This window comes from Streptomyces sp. RerS4 (genome assembly GCF_023515955.1).
Lineage (GTDB): Bacteria > Actinomycetota > Actinomycetes > Streptomycetales > Streptomycetaceae > Streptomyces.
The window spans coordinates 4561507-4581615 of sequence record NZ_CP097322.1 but is presented as its reverse complement, the minus strand read 5'-3'; the positions used below and the strand labels follow the sequence as shown (position 1 = coordinate 4581615).

The following is a 20109-nucleotide window of genomic DNA, read 5'->3' as shown; positions in this document are numbered from 1 at the left end:
TTACGCTCCGAATCCGCCCAGCAGCACTCCGGTGAGGGCTCCGGCGGCCATGAAGGGGCCGAACGCGAACCCCGTCCGACGGGTCGCCCGACCGCGAAGCAGCAGGCCGAGGCCGTACAGGGCTCCGTAGAGGAGGCCGAGGAAGGCTCCGGCGATCCATACCCCCCACCCGTACCACCCAAGAGCGACCCCCAGCGGGAGCGCCAGCTTGACGTCGCCGAGGCCCATCCCGGCGGGGTTGATCAGGAACAGCAGCAGGTACGCCGCCCCGAGCGCGCCCCCGCCCAGCAGCGCGAGCCGCCACGACCCGGCCGCGCCGGGCAGCAGCGCGGCCAGACCCAGCAGCGCGGCGGTGGCGGCGGCGAGCGGCAGGGTGAGCACGTCGGGCAGCCGGTGCACGGCGAGGTCGACCAGGGCCAGCAGCACCAGCACGGGTGCGAGGACGACGAACACCGCCGTCTCGGGACGCGGGCCCAGCGCCGCGGCGAGGGCCGCGCACACGACGGCGCCGCCGCCAGGCCCCGCGCGCGTCCCGGACGGCCCGTAGCCGTGGCCGCCCTCGCGGCAGCGGGCGGGCCCGAGCCAGCCGAGCACGGGATGCCCCTCGGGGCACCGCTCCCGCCAGGGCTCCCCCGCCGGGGCGGACAACCGGTAGGCGGCGCGCGGCAGCAGCAGGCCGGCGGCGAGGCCGTACGCGACGGCGATGACGATCACGAATACCCGCACCCGCCGAAGGTAGCCCTGCCGTGAACCCGCCGACAGGCCTGGGCACGGCCTAGGGTGACCGCCATGGGGAGGCGCCGGCGGGACGGGGAGGGCACGCTCAGGGTCGACGGGGTCGAGGTGCCGCTGGAGGTGGCCGCCTCGTACCGGGCCCGGACGCGCGGACTGCTCGGGCGGGACGGGATCGTCGGGGCCCTGCTGCTGACCCCGGCCGCGAGCGTGCACACCTTCGGGATGCGCTTCCCCCTCGACGTGGCCTACCTGGACCGCAGGCTGCGGGTGCTGGCGGTGGTCACCATGCGCCCCGGCCGCCTCGGCCTGCCCCGGCCGCGTTCCCGGCACGTGCTGGAGGCGGCGGCGGGGGCGATGGCCGGCTGGGGAGTGCGCCCCGGGGCGCGCGTGGAGATCGAGACGGGCCGGCCCGAAGCCGGGCTGGGTGCCGACGCCGACGGGCGGTAGGTTGGGGCGGTTGAGCTGGGGTCTCAGGGGAGCGGCATGACGGAGAACGCGCGGATCGGTGCGCTGGAGCAGATCATGCCCGCGACGCACGGGGCCGACGAGGACATCGACTGGCAGGCCGTCGAAGACGCTTGGGGCACCCGCTTCCCGGCCGACTACGTGGCCTTCATGGGCCGTTTCGGCGCCGGCTCCATCAACGGCGAGGCCGGCATCCTGTTGCCGCTGCCGAAGCCCGGACTCCAGTGGGATCCGGCCGAGATGGCCGAGGAGACCGCCAACGCCCGCCAGATCTGGGCGGATGAGGGCGGCCGGGCCGCCTTCGACGTGGACCCTGAGTCGATCATCGCCTGGGGCGTCACCGGCGGCTCCGACATCCTGTGCTGGCTGACGAGCGATCCGGACCCGGACCGGTGGCCGGTCCTGGTCGTCGGGCGGCACACCGCCGACGCCTTCGCCGTGTACCCGTACGGCATGGCCGAATTCCTGCTGCGGCTGTGTTCGGACGAGTTCGACGTGAGCCCGGTCGGCATCACCTTCTGGGACGGTGGCCGACTCAGCTTCGTGCACTGGCGCAAGGCCCAGCGCCGCTGGCAGGAGGGCCGCAATCCGGAGACGGGCGAGCCGGACCCGTACGCCGGCGAGTTCGGCGACTGATCGCGCGGCGCCCGATCCCGCCACTCCGGAGCACCCCGGAACCCCGCAGCCCGTTTCCGCCTACCGGAAACGGGCTTTTCGTCACATCCGGGATCTCCACGGCTTCTACGCGCGTCCGAATCGGCGATCGCATATCGGAAAACACCATGCGGAAAAGCCGCAGTTGGAGCATTGCCCACAAGTGCCGACCCAATGGAATCAACCGCACCGGGGTCAGGAGAGAATTCCGGCCAACGGGCCATGGAGGGACACCCCAGCCCGGAGTGACTCATAAGTAATAACGGGCTTCAAAAGAAAATCAGGGGTACTCACCCGTGCGACGAAGAATGTTCGGCAGTGCGGCCACCGTGGCCGTGTTCGCCCTGCTGATGCCACTGTCCGCCTGCGGAAGTTCCCAGGTCGGATCCGGCGGCGACACTCTGCGCCTGGTCGCCGCCGAATACGGCGACAGCGCGAACAACAGCTCGAAGGATTTCTGGGACAAGGTGACGGCCGATTTCACGACCGCCAACCCCGGTATCAAGGTCGAGGTCCAACTCCTGCCATGGGCCGACATCGACCGCGAGGTCAGCCGTATGGTCAAGGACGGCAAGGCCCCGGACATGGCTCTCATGGGGTCGTACTCCGACTTCGCCGCCCAGGGCAAGCTCTATTCCGCCGAAGAACTGCTCTCCATCACCGCCGAGGCGAACTTCCTGGCGCCCCTCGCCGAGGCGGGCTCGGTCGGCAACACCCTCTACGGTCTGCCGTTCGTGGCGAGCAGCCGACTCCTCTTCTACAACGAGACCCTCTTCAAGCAGGCCGGCATCACCGAGGCCCCGAAGACCTGGTCCGCCCTGGAGACCGCCGCCAAGGCGCTCAAGGCCAAGGGGGTGAAGTACCCGTACGCACTCCCGCTCGGCCCGGAGGAGGCGCACGCGGAGGCGCTGATCTGGGAGCTGAGCAACGGCGGCGGCTACGCCGACAGCAGCGGCAACTACAGCCTCGCCTCGGACCAGAACATCCAGACCTTCGCCTGGCTCAAGGAGCACCTGGTCGGCCCCGGCCTCACCGGCCCGACGCCGCCGTCCCGGCTGAACCGCGCCGACGCCTTCGCGGCGTTCCTGCGCGGCGAGGTCGGCATGGTCAACGGCTACCCCTCCCTCTCGCACGAGGCGCGCGCCAAGGGCATCAGCCTCAAGGCCGTGTCCATGCCGGTGGCGGACTCCCTCGGCGCGGGCGAGACCCCGCCGACGGTCGGCGTGGCCGACTGGATGATGGCGTTCAAGCAGAACGGCAACAAGCAGCAGATCGGCAAGTTCCTGGACTTCGTCTACCAGGACCGGAACCTGTCGGACTTCGCGGGCCGCTACCACCTGCTGCCCTCGACGGTCACCGCGTCCCGCACCCCGGCGGGCGGCGGCCTCGACGCCATCGACACGGACTTCCTGACCGCCCTGCGCGGCGCGCAGCTGTACCCGGTGAACGACCCATCGTGGGTGGCGGTCAGCGACAACCTCAAGCGCAACATCGGGCGCGCCGTCGAGCCGAACGGCAACCCGAAGGCCGTCCTGGAGGACATCGCCGCGAAGGCGACGGCGGAGTCCAAGAAGCACTGAACACCCTGAAGGTCCTCGGAGGCCCCTGGAGGTCCCTGAAAGTCCCTGCAGGTTCCCGCCGACACAGGACTTTCGACCCGCTGCCGCACCCATCCCGTACGGCAGAATGACTGCGACGGCTCTTGATCCAAGGCCGCGGCCCAGTCGCCCGCCGGGCACCCACAAGGTGCACGGGGCGACAGGCCTTCTCCTCCCGCCCTACAGCGCGCCGTTCTGCGTGGAGAACGCCGTCCGGTACTGCTCGCAGCTGGAGTCCCAGCGCAGGGTGCCCGAGAGCGTCCCGTAGCCCGAGCGCGTGACCGACCACTCCACCGTGTACTCGCCGGTGTCGCACGCGATCCGCCGGCCCCCCGCCACCTTCTGGCGCCCCGTCGCCGGGCGGTCCTTCAACTCCCGAGTGATCTCCCCCGCCTTGGCGCGCTTGGCGTCGCGCAGCACGGCGTGCACGACGATCGGGTGCTTGCCTTCCTTGGTGGTGACGGCCTTCTTCACGAGCGTGGAGTCGGACACCGCCCACGCGAACTCGTACGAGGGCTCCCAGGCCAGCGTCTTCGGGTCGCCGACCTGCCGCTCCCATTCCGGGGCGCCGTCGGGGCCCGGCCGGGTGACGGTCTTGTACTGCACGCCGGGATAGAACCGGAACTGTCCCTCCACCTTGTGCATCTCGTCCTTGGTCCACATCGATTTCATCTTGCCGTCGCCGGCCGGGTCCTGGAGGTACTTCGCCGCCTCGGCGGCGCCGGCGGAAGCCTGGCCGAGGGCGGGGGCGAGGGCCGCGACGGTGGCGGCCAGGGCGAGGGCTGCGGTGCGGGTGCGCTTCATGCCCGTACCAACGGCCCCCCGCGGCGGGCCGGAACGAGGGCCCGCGCGCGTTCACCCGTACGAGAGGGCGAAGGGAGGCAGAGGTGACACAGTGCGGATCGTGGCGGGAACACCTCCCGGGGACCTCTGGTTGTCTCTCCTCGCACGACACGAACGAGTGATACGAAGCAACGGGGGATGACATGAGCGTGACCGTCAACGGCACGGTGGCGGCGGGTTGGGAGAGCGTCCGCGCGGAGTTCGAGGCCTTCGCCGCCGCCGAGCCGCATTCGCCCGAGGCGCAGCTGGCGGTACGTCACCACGGCCGGATCGTGGTGGACCTGTGGGCCGGCGAGGACACCGAGGGGGACACCCTGACCGGCGTCTTCTCGATCACGAAGGCCGCCGCGCACCTGGTGGTGGCGCTCCTGGTGCAGGACGGCGTACTGGACCCGGAGCGTCCGGTGTCCTCGTACTGGCCGGAGTTCACCGGGTACGGCAAGGAGCGGCTGACGGTGCGGCAGCTCGTGGCGCACGGCTCGGGGCTGATCAACACCCCCGACGGCCTCTCGTACGAGGAGGTCGCCGACGACGCCGTGATCGCGGAGCGCCTGGCCGCCGCGAAGCCGTACTGGGAGCCCGGGACGGCGTACGGCTACCACGCCTTCGTGATCGGCGCCCTGACGGGCGAGGTGGTGCGCCGGGTGACGGGCCGCTCCGTCCAGGAGCTGTACGAGGAGCGCGTACGGGCTCCGTACGGGCTGGACCTGTACATGGGGCTGCCGGTGGAGCAGGAGGGCCGCTGGAAGCCGGTCCTGGAGATGCTGCCGACGGACGGGCAGCTGGCGGAGCTCGCGGCGGGTGAGCCGATGACGGAGCTGATGAAGGTCGCCTTCAACGCGCACCGGGAGCCGCCGATGGACATGGTGGCCTACGCCAACCACCCGAAGACGCGTGCCCTCGGCCCCGCTTCGGCGGGCGGCATCGGCACGGCGCGCGGTGTGGCGGCCCTGTTCGCGGCGGCCGTCGGCGGGGTGGGCGGCCGGGCTCCGCTGCTGAAGCCGGACATGGTGGCGGAGGTGGCCCGTCCGCACACGCCGGACGTGGACGTGGTCACGGCGACCCCGGACCACTTCGGGCTGGGCTTCGAGCGGCAGCCCGCCGTCGGTCCGCAGGCCTTCGGGCACCAGGGCGCGTCGGGCGGACAGGGCTTCGCCGACCCGGTCACGGGGATCGCGTACGGGTACACGCGCCGCCGCTTCGGCTTCCCGGGCGGGATGGCCCCGGAGAACGACCGGTTGACGGCGGCGGTGCTGAAGGTGGCGCGGGCGCTGTGAGCCTCGGGGCGGTCGGGCTTCTCAGGCCTGGCCGGTCTCGAAGCGGCTGACGCGGCCGTCGCCGGTGACCTCGAAGCGCCAGGCGGTGCGCATCGCGCCCCAGGTGTCGTTGCGGTAGTCCACGATCAGGGAACGGCCGCCGTCGGCCTCGGACTCGACGTCCATCCGGCCCCCGGAGGAGAAGATCTCGCGTTCGCTCCAATCGGCGATGTCCCGGTCGGAGCCGTCGTCGGACATGGTCGCGCCGGGGGCCAGGAGCGCCTGGAAGGCCTGCTGGTCGCCCGCGTTGACGGCGGTGACGAAGGCGCGGACGGTCGGGTCGCTGAGGCGGTTCGCCTGGATCACGGGATCTCCGGGTCGGGTGAGTGCTGATGCGTACGGTGCTTCGTGCGCGACCAGGGAACACCCCGGGCGGGGCCCGGGGGGCGACCGTCACCCGTTCGCCGGCGGGCGGCGTGTCAGGGGGATTCGGCTGCGGTGCGGACCGGGAAGCCGGTGGGGCGGCCCTGTTCCTTCAGCCAGGTCAGCACCTGGTCGAGGGCGGCGACGGTCTGCCGCCGGTCGCCGCCGCCGTCGTGGAAGAGCACGGTGGGGCCGTTGCCGATCTCGCGCTTGACGGTGTCCACGATGGCGGCGGCGCCGGGCTTGGCGAAGTCCTTCGTGTCGACGTTCCAGCCGAGCGGGCGCATCCCCGCCTCGGCGGCGAGTCGGCGGCTCTCGGGGGTGAAGGCTCCGCCGGGGGCACGGTAGTACTCGACCTTCGCGCCGCGGCCGGCGGCCTCCTCGATGAGCTCGCGCGCGTCGAGGATCTGCGCCTGCTGGTAGGCGACGGGCTTTTTGTCCATGCCGGTGTCGTGGCTCATGGTGTGGTCGCAGAGCCGGTGACCCGCGGCGACGACCTTCTTGACCAGGTCGGGGTGGGCCTTGGCCTGCGGGCCGATCATGCAGAAGACGGCCTTGACGTCGTGCCGGGCCAGGACGTCCAGCACCTGCGGGGTCCAGCGGGGGTCGGGGCCGTCGTCGATGGTGATGTTGACGGCGTTGCCGCCGGCTTCCGAGGCGTGGGCGATGGTGTCGGGTACGCCGGTGGAGGGGGTCACGGAGGGGGTGGCCGCGCGGTCGTCCGTACCCCTCGGGCGTGCGTTGCCGGGCGGGGCGGTGGGTTGATCGTCCACGGAGACCAGGGTGGTGACCCCCCATATGGTCGCGGCGACGGCGACGGCCGAGGCTCCGACGGCTATTCGGGCCCGGAGGCCGCTGTGGTTGCGCGTAGGCGTCATGTGTCCACTCCCCATCCGCCCTTGAAAGGGTCTCGTGGGTCATGACGCCTTGTTTTGTGGAGGGGTTCCCCTTAATTGCCCCATAAATTACAGGTAATAGGGACTTTAGTCCTTCATGGGCACTGTTGACCCATGCGTCACACGCGAAGAAGGCGGTTGCCGCCCGGGGAGACCCGGGCGGCAACCGCCTCATGTACCGCGTGACTTCGGCCTCGGCCTCGGCCTCGGCTCAGTGCGCGAGGGAGTCCTGCGGAGCGGGCGCGGCCTTGGCCTGCTCGCCGTCGCCGGCCTGCGTGGTCGGACCCGCGCCCCGCAGCGGGACCTCCTTGACGAACCAGGCCGCCAGGAAGCCCAGTACGGCGATGGCCGCGCCGAGGAGGAACGCGGAGTGCGTGCCGGAGGCCACCGCGTGCTGGTAGGCGTCACGCACGTGCTCGGGCAGCTTCGCCAGGCTCGCCGCGTCGAGCTGGGCGGCGCCGGCGGCGTTCGCGGCGTCCGGGCCGAGCCGCTCGGACATGGTGTCCGTGACCCGGCTGGTGAAGAGCGAGCCCATCAGGGCCACACCGAAGGAGCCGCCGAGGGTGCGGAAGAGGGTGGCCGAGGAGGAGGCGACACCCATGTCCTTCATCTCGACGCTGTTCTGCGCGACCAGCATGGTGATCTGCATCAGGAAGCCCAGGCCGGCGCCGAGGACGGCCATGTACACGCCGGACATCAGGCGGGAGGTGCCGGTGTCCATGGTCGCGAGCAGGAACATGCCGACGACCACGAGCGCGCCACCCATGATCGGGAACATCTTGTACTTGCCGCTGTTGGTGGTGATCCGACCCGCGACGAGCGAGACGACCATCATCGAGAGCAGCATCGGCAGGAGCAGCAGACCGGAGTTGGTGGCGGAGGCGCCCTGGACGGACTGCTGGAACAGCGGGAGGTAGAGCACGCCGCCGAACATGGCGAAACCGACGAGGAAGCCGATCACGGACATGAGGGTGAAGTTGCGGCTGCGGAAGATGTGCAGCGGCATGACCGGCTCGGCGGCCTTGGTCTCGGCGTAGAGGAAGGCGGCGAGGGAGACGACGCCGACGACGATCAGGCCGATGATCTCGGCGGAGCCCCAGGCGTACTCGGTGCCGCCCCAGGTGGTGACGAGCACGGTGGAGGTGATGGCGATGGTCAGCAGCACCGCGCCCACGTAGTCGATCTTCGGGCGCACTCCGTCCGCCTTCTTGGGCAGGTGGAGGACGGCGGAGACCATCGCGAGCGCCACGGCGCCGAGCGGGAGGTTGATGTAGAAGGACCAGCGCCAGCCGGCGTGGTCGGTGATGGTGCCGCCGACGAGCGGGCCGCCGATCATGGCGAGGGCCATCACGCCGGCCATCATGCCCTGGTACCTGCCGCGCTCGCGGGGCGGGATCAGGTCGCCGATGATCGCCATGACGCCGACCATGAGGCCGCCGGCGCCGAGGCCCTGGATGGCGCGGAAGCCGATGAGCTGACCCATGTCCTGGGCCATGCCGCTGAGGGCGGAGCCGATCAGGAAGATGACGATGGAGGTGAGGAAGGAACCCTTCCGCCCGTACAGGTCGCCGATCTTGCCCCAGATGGGGGTGGAGGCGGCGGTGGCGAGGGTGTAGGCGGTGACCACCCAGGAGAGGTGCTCCAGGCCGCCCAGCTCACCGACGATGGTCGGCATCGCCGTACCGATGATCATGTTGTCGAGCATGGCCAGCAGCATCGCGATCATCAGGGCCATGAGGACGACGCGGACGCTGCGCGGCTTCACCTCCTCGGCTTCCCCCGTCGGCTTGACTGTCTCGGTCATTTCCACTCCCCTGACACCAGCGCTTCCTCGTCCCGGCCGGGCACTTACTTGCCGCCCGGCTAGTTCACTACACTGGGGAAGGTAGACCCGTCACTAGCCGGGCGTCAAGTAAGTACGGTAGGGAGAGTCATGTCCAGCAGCTCCAGCGGCGCGGGCCCGCAGGCCAGGCGCGGGAACACGCGCCAGCGCATTCAGGACGTCGCGCTGGAGCTCTTCGCCGAGCAGGGGTACGAGAAGACCTCGCTCCGGGAGATCGCGGAGCGGCTGGAGGTCACGAAGGCGGCGCTGTACTACCACTTCAAGACCAAGGAAGACATCATCATCAGCGTCTTCGAGGACCTCACCCGGCCGATCGACGAGCTGATCGAGTGGGCGCAGGAACAACCCCGGACGCTGGAGATGAAGCGGGAGGTGCTGCGCCGCTACAGCGAGGCCATGGCGCAGGGCGCCTCGCTGTACCGCTTCATGCAGGAGAACCAGGCGACGATGCGCGAGCTCAGCATCGGCGAGACCGTCAAGAGGCGCCTCTTCACGCTGGTGGAACTGCTGCGCACGGAGGAGGGCCCGCTGACGGACCAGGTGCGGTGCGTGAGCGCGCTGTTCACACTGCACGCGGGGATGATGTTCCTCCAGCACGTGGAGGGCGACCCGGAGGAGACGCGGCTGGCGGCCCTGGAGGTCGCGACGGACCTGATCACGCGGGCGCACGGGGTCGAGGCGTAGGGGCCCTTGGGGGGACGGCGAACCATTCCTGAGGGTGGTTTGCGCGTCGATTGACTACTCTGCGTAGTCGAATCCGCTACGTTACGTCATAGCCGCCGGTCGCGACGGGCACCGGCGGCCTTCGACGGAAGGCGTAGCCATGAACACCCGGACCCGCGTCGCACTCGCCGCCGCAACCGCCCTGGTCGCGGCGGCGGCCGCGCTGACCCCCGCCGCGGCGGCGCCCGGCGCCGGCTCTTCGGCCGCCACGCTCGACTACGTGGCGCTGGGTGACTCGTACAGCGCGGGGGCCTTCGTCCGGCCGTGGGCCGTGGACGACGGTTGCGGCCGGTCGGCGGTGAACTACCCGCGGCAGGCGGCCCGTCGGCTGGGCGCGCGGCTGACGGACGTGACGTGCTCGGCGGCCGAGGTCAGGGCCGGCCTGCTGGAACCCCAGACGGAACTGACGGGGCCGCCGTCCGTACCGCCGCCGGGCGGCTGGGCCGCGCGACCACCCCAGGTGCACGCCGTTTCCGCCGACACCGACCTGGTCACGGTGGGCGCCGGCGGCAACTCGATCGGCTTCGTCGACATCGTCCGCACCTGCGTGGAGAAGGGGCTCGCCGCCTTCGGGATGGGCAACCCCTGCACGACGCACTACTCCCGGGGCGCGGCGGCGGGTGAGCTCGACCGGAGCTTCACGACTCTGCGAGCCGACCTCACCGCCCTCTTGGGCGAGATCCGCAGGCGGGCCCCGCGCGCCGGGGTGGCGGTGGTCGGCTACCCGGCCGTCGTGGACGACGGGGCGGGCTGCGGTTGGGGCTCCTGGAACCAACTCGGCACCGTCGCCAAGGGGGACACGGCCTGGCTCGACTCCGTGGAGCGCAGACTCAACACCGTCCTGCGGGAGGAAGCCGGGCGGGCGGGCGCCGCGTACGTGGACACGTACGCCTCCAGCGCCGGGCACGGGGTGTGCGCGAGCGGGGAGCTGCGCTGGATGTACGGGATCAAGGACACCCTGACCGGCGAGGGCACCCAGAGCGATCCCCCGTCCGAGCTCTGCCGCTCGATCCCCGCGCGGGGCGAGGCCTGCACGGTCCTGCACCCCAACGTGCGCGGCACCACCCACCAGGCCGACCGCGTCACGGAAACCTTGCGCACCCTGGGGGCGTCGAGAGACTGACGCCCCACCCGGGCAGGTAGCCGGCCCGAGTACGGCTGCTGCGCCCCATCACGTTCGCGCTGACCGCCGCCAAGGCCGAGCCGACCGTACGGGACAGGCCCTGCCGCGCCCCCGGCGGCGTGATCGTCCGCGCGCGGTCACCCACCGCCTACGATCACTGACCAACGCGACTGATCGTCCGCTCGGCAGCGGGGGCCGGCGCACGGCGAGGGCGGGCGACGAGTTCACCGCCGCAGTTGGGACACGTATCCCTCATGGCATCGCCGCAGGACACACAGAACGTGCACTCGTACGTGCATATGCGGGCTGACGAAGCCTCCGACAGCGCCGTGTCACATCGCTCGCAGCGGTCGCGCATCTCCAGTGCCATGACTCCCCTTACAGGTTCACGTGTTCATCGTCCGGGTGCCGCCCGGACGAAACCGAGTGCCCATTCTCGGAACGGGGATCTTGACCCGACAGTGTCGACAGGGACAGCGTTGCGTAACATCCGGCCACCGCCCGGGGCTTGCAAGCAGCAGACTCATCCAGCTGGGACTTGTCTGGTCGATCACGGGAACGGCTGCGGCCGTTCCCGCCGGTCAGCGACAGGCGTTGTGGCAGGTGGCGGGATCACCGGCAGGTGATCGACGGGATTCCGCACCGAGTGCGCACCGGCGTTCAGTGGCGTGACATGAGCCCCGCGGCGGCCCGGGACCCCGGCGAGCCGGGGCTCCGGGCCGGCCGTCGGCCCCGTCAGGCGCCCAGCAGTTCGCGGACGAGCCTCGCGGCCTCGGGGAGGCGGGGGCGGCTGTCGCCGGTGCTGGGGAAGTGGCCGCCGGTGGCGGTGACCGTCGCCGTCGCTCCCAGCTCGGTCACGAAGCGCATGATGTGCTCGCTCGTGGCGGCGCCGGTCACCGGGTCGTCCGCCGCGTGCAGGACGCGGAAGGACGTGGCCGCGCGGCGGATGCGGGCCCAATCGAAGCCGGGGTCGAAGAAGGACGCGAGGGCGTCGTAGCCGACCTCGCCGGCCATCGAGGCGACGAGGACGACGCCGGCGTACGGCCCTTCGGTCTCGGTGTCGTGCCCGGCGAGCAGTCGGAGCACGTTGACGCCGCCGAGGCTGTGCCCGACGAGGACGGTCCCGGCGGCCGGCACCCCGGACGCGGAGACCTCGTCAGCCAGCGTCTTCAGCCAGGCGTCCGCGCTCGGCGCGAGCGGGTCCGGCAGCTGCGGGACGCGCACCTCGTGGCCTTGGGCGGCCAGTTCGTCTCGCAGATACGGGTACCAGTGGTCGCCGCTCTGCATGCCGTATCCGTGTGAAACGACGATCGTGCCCATGGTTCTCCCCCAGAAGTGCCGGCCGGACCGAGCGGGACGGCCGGGTCGCCGGCCATTTATCGAAACGCTTCGTCGCGTTTCGATAAAACGGTACCACGCTGCTACGGTTGGCGTCGTGCCAGCAGAGTCATCGCCCACCAGGCGAACCCGCCCGCCGCGCACCGGAGGCCGCGTCCGCAGCCAGGAGGCACACGATGCCGTCCTCGCCGCCGCCGCCGAACTCCTGGAGGAAGTCGGTTACCAGGGCGTCACCATGGAAGGCGTCGCCAGACGCGCCGACGTCGCCAAGAGCACCGTCTACCGGTGGTGGAAGTCCAAGCCGGTGCTCGTCATGGACGCGTACCGCGCGACCGTGGAAGCCCGCATGCCCACCCCGGACACCGGCAGCCTCGCCGGCGATCTCACCGAGTTCGTCGCCGCCCTGTACCGCGTCGCCGCACATCCCCTACGGGTCAAGGCACTGCGCGGCCTGATGGCCGAGGCTCAGCTCGACCCGGACTTCGCCGAGCCCTTCCGCCAGTGGGTGGAGAGCCGGCGCGGCGCCCTCAAGGAGCTCCTGCTGCGGGCCGCCGATCGCGGCGAGCTCCCGCCACCGGCCACCCACCCCGACACCGAGACCGGCACCGGCACCCCCTCTGCCCCCGGCCTCGACCTGGATCTGGCGGTCGACCAGGTCTTCGGCCCGTTCTGGTACCGCCTCCTGGTCGGCCACGCCCCCCTCGACCCCGCCGACGCCCCCGCCCACGTCGCCCGTCTCCTCGACGGGCTGCGCGGCACGCGCCAGATGAATGAGTCCGATGTTCTCGGTGGTCGTAGGCGATCAGAGACCGTTTGATCTTGGCGCCCGTGGTCCAGTTGTGCCAGATGCCGGCGGCCAGGGCGAGGAGTCGTCGTCCGGTGCGGGCGAAGACCCCGGCCGGGGTCGTGTCCGGCCAGGTCGGAGCGTTTAACGGTCTCGCGGGAGGCCGCGCAGGGCAGCGGGGTGGAGTCGATTGGCTAGGCGAGGAGGCGGCGGGCCTCGGGGGTGATGGGGACGTCGTTGATGCTGGCCTCGCGGCGGCGCATGAGGCCGTCGGGGTCGAACTCCCACTGCTCGTTGCCGTGACTGCGGAACCACTGGCCGGCCGCGTCGTGCCACTCGTACTCGAAGCGGACGGAGATGCGGTTGCCGGTGTAGGCCCACAGCTCCTTGCGGAGGCGGTAGTCGAGTTCGCGTTCCCACTTGTCGGCGAGGAAGGCGCGGATCTCGTCGCGGCCGGTGAGGAAGCGGTCGCGGTTACGCCAGACCGAGTCCTCGGTGTAGGCGAGCGCGACGCGTTCGGGGTCGCGACTGTTCCACGCGTCCTCGGCGGCCTGCACCTTGGCTCGGGCGGACTCCTCGGTGAAGGGGGGAAGGGGCGGGCGTACGGCGGGGGTGGTCATGCGGGGCCTCTCTGGACAGGCGGAGAACGATCGTTCTCCCTCACGATAGAGAACGACCGTTCTCGCGGCAAGCGGATCTGAACTACCCTTCCTTCATGGACCCCCGCACAGACGACGAACAGATCCGGACCCGGCTGCTGGACGCGGCGGAGGCGCTGTTCTACGCCGAGGGCGTGCAGGCGGTCGGGATGGACCGCGTCCGGTCGGAGTCCGGGGTCGCGCTGAAGCGGCTCTACCGGCTCTACCCGTCGAAGGAGGCGCTGGTCACGGCGTACCTGGAGCGGCGCGACCGGCGCTGGACGGCGAGCCTGCGGGAGGCGGTGGTCGGGGCGCCCGACCCGGTGGCGGCGGTCTTCGTGTGGCTGGAGGGGTGGTTCCAGGAGCCGGACTTCCGGGGCTGCGCGTTCCTGAACGCGTACGGGGAACTCGGCGCGGGGCCGGCCGGGGTGCTGGACGTCGTACGCCGCCACAAGGCGGAGCTGCGGTCGCTGCTCGGCACGCTGACCCCCGACCCGGTCCTGGCGGACCAGTTGCTGATCCTGGTCGAGGGCGCCACGGTGGTCGCCGCCCTCGACCCGGGCCCGGAACCGGCCCGCCGCGCCGGGGAGGCGGCGAAGCGGCTCCTGACCCCGCCTTAGCCGGTCGCGCCGCGCGGGAAGGTGATCTCCACGCGGCGGTTCTTCTTGCGGCCTTCTTCGGTGCCGTTGTCGGCGATCGGGTAGTCCTCGCTGTAACCGCGAACGTCGTAGGTGACGCCGGGGTTGGTCACGGATTTGGCCAGCTCCGCCTGCACGGCGTCGGCGCGCTGCTTGGAGAGTTCCTTGCCGTGCTCGTAGCTGCCCTGGTCGTCGGTGAACCCGAAGACGCGGACGCGGGTGGCCTTCTGGGTGTTGATCTCGTTGGCGATGGCCTGTATCCGGGCGGCGGCCTGGGCGTTGAACACCGCGCTGTTCTCGGGGAACAGCACCTCGGACTGCAGCGCCATCATGACGGTCTGGTTCGTCTCCTGCCGCCGCTGCTCCCCGCCGAGATCCTCGACGACCTCGGCGATGTCCAGCACCTTGATCGGCGCGAGGGTCCCCCCTTGCGGAATCTTGAGCCCGGGGGAATTCGAATCGATCGCCACGGGCGCGGCAGCTGACGGCTCCGTCCCGGGTGGCACGGACGGCTGGGGGTCATCGGCGTACGCCGCCGTCGCACCGATCAAATGGGCCCCGGCGATGACCAGGGCGGAGATGGCTGTCGTTGCGGCCGCGCGATGCAGTGTCGTCATGAGGTCACCCGGAAATTTTGACGGTTGCCGAGGCGAAGGTGGGGAGGCTGAACTCAACCTCGGTAGTGGAAGCGGGCGGGGCCGGAAACTGAGCGAAGAACGGCACGGTCTGTCCGGCGGCGACGCTGGAGATTCCGGTAGTGCACAGGCACCTTGATTCCGTGTCCCTCAGGACGTAGTAGCGCTTCTTGCCCGCCTTGTCGACCAGCGTCGCACCCGCCACGGATTCCCCGCTGCCCTTCAACTCGATGCCGCGCCATGCCGACGTGCCCGCGAAGACCTCGCTGCCGGCGTTCTTGATCTGTCCGTTCACCGTGAGGAACCCGCCGGCGTCGCGCTGAACGGAGTTGATGACCATCGTCATGCCGCTCGCTCCATTCACCGTGGCGAGCACGACCGTGGGATCCGAGTTCTTGTCGCCGGCACTCGGCGCGAGAGGCTGCGGCGTCCCCTTGGTCTGAGACGCAGCCTGCGAATCCTTCGGATCATTCGGGGACTTGGCGTCGTCCCCAACGCCGCACCCGGCCAATGCGACAGCCAGGGCCGCCACCACAGCAGCAGCCGCTCCCCCACGGACCTTCGCCGTCTGCCGAATGCTCATCTGCGCTGCTTCCTTGTCGGATCGTTCATGGTCATTTGTCCAGGCGCACATCGAACAACGCCCTCGCCACTGTGCGCCACGGTTCGGGCTTGGAAGGATCGAACGTGATCCCCTTGCCCCCCTTGCACTCGATGGTCACCGTGGCGGGCTTGGGTGTCGGACCATCCGTCGGCGGAGCCGTGCCCACCGGCGTCGGCGTCGGAGTTCCCCCGCCCGGCGGGAGGGCCCCGAGGTGACAGCGTGGTTCGATCACCGCCGTGGCGGAGGCCGTTCCGTGCATGCCATCGGTGCCGGGGAGGACCGAATCGCCGACCGTCCGCTCCGTCTCGACGGCCACGGTGACGCTGAGCCCTGCCACCGTGCACGACGCCTTCGCACCGTTCTTCCCCGCGAAGACATCGGCCTGCGCGCATCCACGGCCGGGAGCGAACAGATTCCCCTTGAGGATCTCGCCCCACCCCTCGGGCTCCAGGTCCACCAGATTGACCCCGGGAGCCAGGTGATCACGTACGTCCTTGGCCGCCGCCAAGGCCGCGGCGTCGGCGGCGCCCTGTGCGTCGCTGCGCGTCACCGAGGCCTGGCCGACGACGAACAGGGCCAGCGCAGCAAAGAGCAGACCCGCCACCACCACGACGTAGATGGGGAAGGCCTGCCCGCGGCTGGAGTCAGACGTGAACCGCGCCCCCATCAGCCGGCTTTGATGTCCGTCACTGCCTTCTTGATCCTCGTGGTGATCTCGGTCCCGATGCCCGAGCCGACGATCGCTCCGATGATGACGATCACGACCAGGATGATGCCCAGGTACTCGAACGCGGTCTGGCCTCTGTCGTGGGCGGCGTGGCGCTTGCGGAGGTGCGATACCGCCGTGTCCGTCCACGCGGTCAGGCGGAGCTTCGCCTCCACCGATGCCTTCAGCAGCGTGTCGTGTGACATGGGGGGTTCCTCCCGGGCCGGGGGCGGTGTCGGTTTGCGGACGGTACGTTGGGTTACGGGTCGTCACCAAGGGTCCCGGGGCCCAAAGGCGGACCCACTGTGGGGGGTGGTCAGCCATGGCCGGTCACTTCCGGACGGGCGGTTCCGAGCCAGCGGGCTATCGCTTCGCTGCGGGTGGCGCTCTGGAGCTTCGCGAAGATGCGGTTGATGTGGTTCTTGACCGTCTTCTCGCTGATGAAGCACGCTCCGGCGATCTGCTGGTTGCTCATCCCGGACGCGATCAGGTCCATGATCTCCGCCTCCCGCGAACTCAGGCCGTACGTCATCGAGTTGTGCATCCGCTCCGTCGAGGATGCCACAGTCCGTTGCGGTTGCGAAGAGGCGCGGAGGTTCGCGAGGAGGGCCGTCGCGGCCGTCGTCGTGAAGTGGGCGCGGCCCTCGCGGACGTCGCGGACCGCGCGGATCAGGTCGTCGGCGGTGAACTCGCCGTGGACCAGATAGCCGCCCGCCCCCAGCAGCAGCGCCTCCCGTACGGTGCCCGCGTCGCGGCTGTGGGTCAGCATCAGGACCGGGGCCAGGGTGACCAGGTGCGGGAGGGCGGAGATGCCGTCGACGCCCGGCATGCGGACGTCCAGCAGGATCACGTCCGGAGTGTGGAGGCGGGTCAGACGCAAGGCCTCGCGGCCGTCTCTTGCTTCCGCCACCACCCGGAGGTCCTCCGTAGCGGACAGCAGGGCGCTCAGGCCCGCCCGGACGACCGGGTCGTCGTCGGCGATCAGGACGCGGACGCGGATGCTCATCACGACCCCCCGAGCAGCGCGCCGAAGTCCACGTTCGCCCCGTAGACGAAGCCGCAGACCAGCAGGATCAGCGTCCCCGGCAGCATGAACATCGTGACCGCGAACGTGGCTTTCGGGACGGCCCGCGCCGCGCGCCGGCGGGCGTTCTGGGCATCGGTGCGCCGCATGTCCTCGGCGATGGCGATCAGGGTGTCCACGATCGGCGAGCCCAGCTCCTCGCCCTGCTGGAGCGCGGTGACGAACTGGGCGACCTGTTCGGAGTCGTTGCGCCGGCGCAGGTCGTCGAAGGCCTGGCGGCGGCTGACGCCCATGTCCATCTGCTGGAGGGTGATCCGGATCTCGTCCGACCACGGCCCGTCGTACTTGTCGGCGACCCGCTCCAGCGCCTGCCGAAAGCCCAGCCCGGCGCTGACGACGACCGCGAGCACGTCCAGGAAGTCGGGCAGGATCCGTTCGATGTGGTCGCGCCGGACCCGGATCGCCGACCACAGGCCGAACTCGATCCAGAACAGCCCGAAGGCCACCATGAGGAGGGCGGGCACGAGCCGGCCGTTCAACAGCATGGCGAGCGCGCCGAATCCGCCCAGGAACCCGTACACCGCGCGCCGCGCCGCGTACCGGTCGATGGTGAGGCCGGCCGGGTTGCCCGCCATGTCGATCTGACGGCGCTTGCGCGCCACCTGCTTGGGCCCCATCAGCCGCAGCACCAGTGGCGCCCAGCGGATGCCGAGCCGGTCGACGACGGAGCCGACGGCGGTGGTGCGGGTGGCGCCGACCTCCAGGGCGAGGGCGAGGTCGCTCGGGAGTTTCACGTCGGCCCGGTAGAGCCGGACGCCGTGCAGGATGCCGAAGACGGACAGGGCGGCGACCAGGGCGAGGAGGAAGGGGAGGTACGCGTTCACGGTGTCGGTCGCCCCCTCACACGTCGATCTTCGACAGCCGGCGGATCAGGAAGAAGCCCAGCGCGAACAGTCCGAGCGAGACGATCACCGCGACCTGCCCGACGAACGCGCCGGTCATCCGGTCCAGGGCGCCCGGCATCATCGCGTTGACGAGCAGCAGCGAGCCGAGTCCGATGGCCGGCACCAGGTACGCCGTCACCGTCACCTGCGAGAGCTGCGTACGGATCTCCCTGCGCGTTTCCTTGCGCTGTTCGAGGGTCACGGTCAGGTTCCGCAGGCTCCCCACGATCGCGCCGCCCGCCCGCGCCGAAAGGACGAGGGTGGACACCAGGACGACCAGCTCGCGCGACGGGAGCCGCTCGACGATCTCCCCGAGGGCCTCCTCGATGGAGTGGCCGACCGCGAGCCGGTCCGCTACCCGGGCCAGTTCCTCCCCCGCCGGCGCCTCCAGTTCCTCGGCCGCCATCCCGATGGCGGTCCGCAGGGCCAGCCCGGCCTGGGTGGCGTTGGCGAGGATGCGGGCCAGCTCGGGGAGCTGGTTGATGAACCGCTCCGTACGCCGGGCCCGCTGCCAGTTGAGGAACGCGTTGGCGGCCCAGACGCCGATCAGGCCGGCCACCGGCCCGAAGAAGGGCGCCAGCAGGGAGGCGCAGACCAGCCAGACGCCCGCGATGGCCGCCAGCATGTACACGAAGAACTCGCCCGGGGTCAGGTCGAGGCCGGTCGTCGCGAGCTTCAGCTCGATGCGACGCCCGAACCGGGTCCCGCGCAGGCGCCGGTCGACGCCCTGGAAGCGGCGCCGCCGGCCCGTCGGCTCGGGGACGCCCTCCGCGGAGAGGCGTTCGACCAGGGCGGCGCGCTGCGCGAGGCCGGCGGCGTACGCGTGCACCCCGAGGGACACGAACAGGCCCGCCAGCAGGGTGGCGCCGAGGGTCAGGAGGACGAGGTTGGTCACAGGACGGTCCGGGAGGTGAGCGGGTCGTGGAAGGCGTCGGGCGGGGCCACGCCGAAGGCCTGCGGGACGGGCTGGTTGTGCAGGTAGAGGCGTTCGGCGACGCCGCGCGGCAGCGGGTGGTAGACGAAGTGGCCCTGGACGCGCCCGTCGCGGCCCATCGGCTGCGCCAGGAACCGGCAGACGGTGGTGATCCGGAACGGCTCGCGGCCGTGGGATTCGAGGACGGAGATCTCGGTGATGCGGCGTGAGCCGTCACCGAAGCGGGTGAGCTGGACGATGACGTTGACCGCGCTGTTGATCTGGTCCTGGAGCGCCTCGAAGGGGATCTCGATCTCCGACATGGAGGCGAGGGTCTGGAGGCGGGTGAGGGCTTCGACGGAGCTGTTGGCGTGGACGGTGGCGAGGGAGCCGTCGTGGCCGGTGGACATGGCCTGGAGCATGTCGAGGGTCTCGCCGCCGCGGACCTCGCCGACGATGATGCGGTCGGGACGCATGCGCAGGGAGTTGCGTACGAGGTCGCGGATGGTGATCTGCCCCTTGCCCTCGACGTTCGCCGGGCGGGATTCGAGGCGGATCACGTGCGCCTGCTGGAGCTGGAGTTCGGCGGAGTCCTCGATGGTGATGATGCGTTCGCCCTCCGGGATCAGCCCGGAGAGGGCGTTGAGGAGGGTGGTCTTGCCGGTGCCGGTGGCCCCGGAGACGATCACGTTCATCTTCGACTGGACCAGCCCGGACAGCAGGAGCAGCATCTGCTCGTCCAGCGAGCCCAGCGCGATCATCTCGGGCAGGGTGAAGGCGCGCGGGAAGCGGCGGATGGTGAGGGTGGCGCCGGTCAGGGAGAGCGGCGGGATGATGACGTTGACGCGCTCCCCGCTGGGCAGGCGCGCGTCGACCATCGGATTGGCCTCGTCCACACGGCGGTTGACGGTGGAGACGATGCGCTCGATGGTCTGCATCAGCTGCTCGTGCGAGGCGAAGCGCAGCGGGAGCTGTTCGACCCGGCCGGCGCGTTCGACGAAGATCTGGTCGGGTCCGTTGACCATGATCTCGGAGATGGAGGCGTCTTCGAGGAGCGGCTCCAGCACGCCGAGGCCGAGGGCCTCGTCGACGACCCGGCGGATCAGCTGGGCCCGTTCGACGGTGGACAGGACGGGGCCCTCGCGGCTGATGATGTGCCCGAGGACCCGCTCCAGGCGCGCCCGGCGCTCGGCGGGCGCGAGCGCGGACATCTCGGCGAGGTCGATCTCCTCCAGCAGTTTGGCCCGGTACGAGGAGACCAGCCGGCCGTCCTCGCGGGGACCGCGGCTGTCGTCGGGGGTGGTGACCCGGGAACGCAGGCTCATG

24 protein-coding genes and 1 pseudogene are annotated in these 20109 nt (G+C 70.7%); 8 read left to right on the top strand and 17 right to left on the bottom strand.

What is annotated here, in order from left to right:
* Window positions 1-726, bottom strand: coding sequence for a prepilin peptidase (locus tag M4D82_RS21405; protein ID WP_249767574.1), 726 nt, complete (start codon window positions 724-726; stop codon window positions 1-3).
* 63 nt (window positions 727-789) lie between these two features.
* Here M4D82_RS21405 and M4D82_RS21400 point away from each other — a divergent pair, with 63 nt between their 5' ends.
* The 3 genes from M4D82_RS21400 (at window position 790) to M4D82_RS21390 (ending at window position 3434) form a co-directional block, all read left to right on the top strand.
* The gene (locus M4D82_RS21400; RefSeq protein WP_249767573.1) at window positions 790-1182 is read left to right on the top strand and encodes a DUF192 domain-containing protein; all 393 of its coding nucleotides are present in this window, start codon (window positions 790-792) and stop codon (window positions 1180-1182) included.
* 36 nt (window positions 1183-1218) lie between these two features.
* Window positions 1219-1836, top strand: coding sequence for an SMI1/KNR4 family protein (locus M4D82_RS21395; RefSeq protein ID WP_249767572.1), 618 nt, complete (start codon window positions 1219-1221; stop codon window positions 1834-1836).
* A gap of 314 nt (window positions 1837-2150) precedes the next feature.
* Entirely contained in the window at window positions 2151-3434 is a 1284-nt protein-coding gene (locus M4D82_RS21390) for an extracellular solute-binding protein (protein ID WP_502988975.1), read from the top strand.
* A gap of 198 nt (window positions 3435-3632) precedes the next feature.
* On the opposite strand, the gene M4D82_RS21385 is transcribed toward M4D82_RS21390, so the two are convergent.
* Window positions 3633-4256 (bottom strand): hypothetical protein, encoded by a 624-nt coding sequence (locus M4D82_RS21385; protein ID WP_249767571.1) that lies wholly within the window; start codon window positions 4254-4256, stop codon window positions 3633-3635.
* Window positions 4257-4438: 182 nt separating this feature from the next.
* On the opposite strand from M4D82_RS21385, the gene M4D82_RS21380 reads away from it, so the two are divergent.
* Complete coding sequence (locus M4D82_RS21380; protein WP_249767570.1) at window positions 4439-5572, top strand: serine hydrolase domain-containing protein; 1134 nt, start codon at window positions 4439-4441, stop codon at window positions 5570-5572.
* A gap of 21 nt (window positions 5573-5593) precedes the next feature.
* On the opposite strand, the gene M4D82_RS21375 is transcribed toward M4D82_RS21380, so the two are convergent.
* The 3 genes from M4D82_RS21375 to M4D82_RS21365 form a co-directional block, all read right to left on the bottom strand.
* Complete coding sequence (locus M4D82_RS21375) at window positions 5594-5917, bottom strand: nuclear transport factor 2 family protein (protein WP_249767569.1); 324 nt, start codon at window positions 5915-5917, stop codon at window positions 5594-5596.
* A gap of 113 nt (window positions 5918-6030) precedes the next feature.
* Window positions 6031-6852: a polysaccharide deacetylase family protein gene (locus M4D82_RS21370; RefSeq protein ID WP_249767568.1), complete on the bottom strand. Its 822-nt coding sequence runs from the start codon at window positions 6850-6852 to the stop codon at window positions 6031-6033.
* 229 nt (window positions 6853-7081) lie between these two features.
* A complete protein-coding gene (locus M4D82_RS21365; RefSeq protein ID WP_249767567.1) occupies window positions 7082-8674 on the bottom strand; it encodes an MDR family MFS transporter in 1593 nt (530 codons plus the stop codon).
* Window positions 8675-8803: 129 nt separating this feature from the next.
* Between M4D82_RS21365 and M4D82_RS21360 the strand changes: the two genes are divergently transcribed.
* Together M4D82_RS21360 and M4D82_RS21355 are read left to right on the top strand one after the other, a co-directional pair.
* Window positions 8804-9397: a TetR/AcrR family transcriptional regulator gene (locus M4D82_RS21360; protein WP_249767566.1), complete on the top strand. Its 594-nt coding sequence runs from the start codon at window positions 8804-8806 to the stop codon at window positions 9395-9397.
* A gap of 139 nt (window positions 9398-9536) precedes the next feature.
* A complete protein-coding gene (locus M4D82_RS21355; protein ID WP_249767565.1) occupies window positions 9537-10559 on the top strand; it encodes an SGNH/GDSL hydrolase family protein in 1023 nt (340 codons plus the stop codon).
* A 154-nt stretch (window positions 10560-10713) separates the two neighbouring features.
* Here the strand turns inward: M4D82_RS21355 and M4D82_RS21350 are convergent, their stop codons facing one another.
* Complete coding sequence (locus M4D82_RS21350; RefSeq protein ID WP_249767564.1) at window positions 10714-10929, bottom strand: DUF1272 domain-containing protein; 216 nt, start codon at window positions 10927-10929, stop codon at window positions 10714-10716.
* A 365-nt stretch (window positions 10930-11294) separates the two neighbouring features.
* Entirely contained in the window at window positions 11295-11879 is a 585-nt protein-coding gene (locus M4D82_RS21345; protein ID WP_249767563.1) for an RBBP9/YdeN family alpha/beta hydrolase, read from the bottom strand.
* Here M4D82_RS21345 and M4D82_RS21340 point away from each other — a divergent pair.
* Window positions 11845-12714, top strand: a complete 870-nt coding sequence (locus tag M4D82_RS21340) for a TetR/AcrR family transcriptional regulator (RefSeq protein WP_502988974.1) — start codon at window positions 11845-11847, stop codon at window positions 12712-12714. The two genes, M4D82_RS21345 and M4D82_RS21340, sit on opposite strands and share 35 nt — an antisense overlap.
* Here M4D82_RS21340 and M4D82_RS21335 read toward each other — a convergent pair.
* Together M4D82_RS21335 and M4D82_RS21330 are read right to left on the bottom strand one after the other, a co-directional pair.
* Window positions 12686-12802, bottom strand: a pseudogene (locus M4D82_RS21335) (IS982 family transposase); the annotation flags it as partial. The gene M4D82_RS21340 and the pseudogene M4D82_RS21335 sit on opposite strands and share 29 nt — an antisense overlap.
* 73 nt (window positions 12803-12875) lie before the next feature.
* Window positions 12876-13301, bottom strand: coding sequence for a nuclear transport factor 2 family protein (locus M4D82_RS21330; protein WP_249767561.1), 426 nt, complete (start codon window positions 13299-13301; stop codon window positions 12876-12878).
* A 95-nt stretch (window positions 13302-13396) separates the two neighbouring features.
* Here M4D82_RS21330 and M4D82_RS21325 point away from each other — a divergent pair, with 95 nt between their 5' ends.
* The gene (locus M4D82_RS21325) at window positions 13397-13939 is read left to right on the top strand and encodes a TetR/AcrR family transcriptional regulator (protein ID WP_249767560.1); all 543 of its coding nucleotides are present in this window, start codon (window positions 13397-13399) and stop codon (window positions 13937-13939) included.
* Here M4D82_RS21325 and M4D82_RS21320 read toward each other — a convergent pair.
* The 8 genes from M4D82_RS21320 to M4D82_RS21285 all read right to left on the bottom strand — a co-directional run bounded on the left by M4D82_RS21320 (window position 13936) and on the right by M4D82_RS21285 (window position 20108).
* On the bottom strand, window positions 13936-14574 hold the full coding sequence (locus tag M4D82_RS21320; RefSeq protein WP_249767559.1) for an OmpA family protein: 639 nt from the start codon (window positions 14572-14574) through the stop codon (window positions 13936-13938). The two genes, M4D82_RS21325 and M4D82_RS21320, sit on opposite strands and share 4 nt — an antisense overlap.
* Before the next feature lie 4 nt (window positions 14575-14578).
* Window positions 14579-15175, bottom strand: a complete 597-nt coding sequence (locus tag M4D82_RS21315) for a hypothetical protein (RefSeq protein WP_249767558.1) — start codon at window positions 15173-15175, stop codon at window positions 14579-14581.
* A gap of 31 nt (window positions 15176-15206) precedes the next feature.
* Window positions 15207-15863, bottom strand: a complete 657-nt coding sequence (locus tag M4D82_RS21310; protein WP_249767557.1) for a pilus assembly protein TadG-related protein — start codon at window positions 15861-15863, stop codon at window positions 15207-15209.
* On the bottom strand, window positions 15863-16108 hold the full coding sequence (locus M4D82_RS21305; RefSeq protein ID WP_249767556.1) for a hypothetical protein: 246 nt from the start codon (window positions 16106-16108) through the stop codon (window positions 15863-15865). Before M4D82_RS21305 ends, M4D82_RS21310 begins: the two co-directional genes overlap by 1 nt.
* Window positions 16109-16218: 110 nt before the next feature.
* The gene (locus tag M4D82_RS21300) at window positions 16219-16908 is read right to left on the bottom strand and encodes a response regulator (protein WP_249767555.1); all 690 of its coding nucleotides are present in this window, start codon (window positions 16906-16908) and stop codon (window positions 16219-16221) included.
* Window positions 16908-17810 (bottom strand): DUF5936 domain-containing protein, encoded by a 903-nt coding sequence (locus M4D82_RS21295; RefSeq protein ID WP_249767554.1) that lies wholly within the window; start codon window positions 17808-17810, stop codon window positions 16908-16910. Before M4D82_RS21295 ends, M4D82_RS21300 begins: the two co-directional genes overlap by 1 nt.
* Window positions 17811-17826: 16 nt before the next feature.
* Entirely contained in the window at window positions 17827-18765 is a 939-nt protein-coding gene (locus tag M4D82_RS21290) for a type II secretion system F family protein (RefSeq protein ID WP_249767553.1), read from the bottom strand.
* Entirely contained in the window at window positions 18762-20108 is a 1347-nt protein-coding gene (locus M4D82_RS21285; protein WP_249767552.1) for a TadA family conjugal transfer-associated ATPase, read from the bottom strand. Before M4D82_RS21285 ends, M4D82_RS21290 begins: the two co-directional genes overlap by 4 nt.
* Window position 20109: the final 1 nt, after the last annotated feature.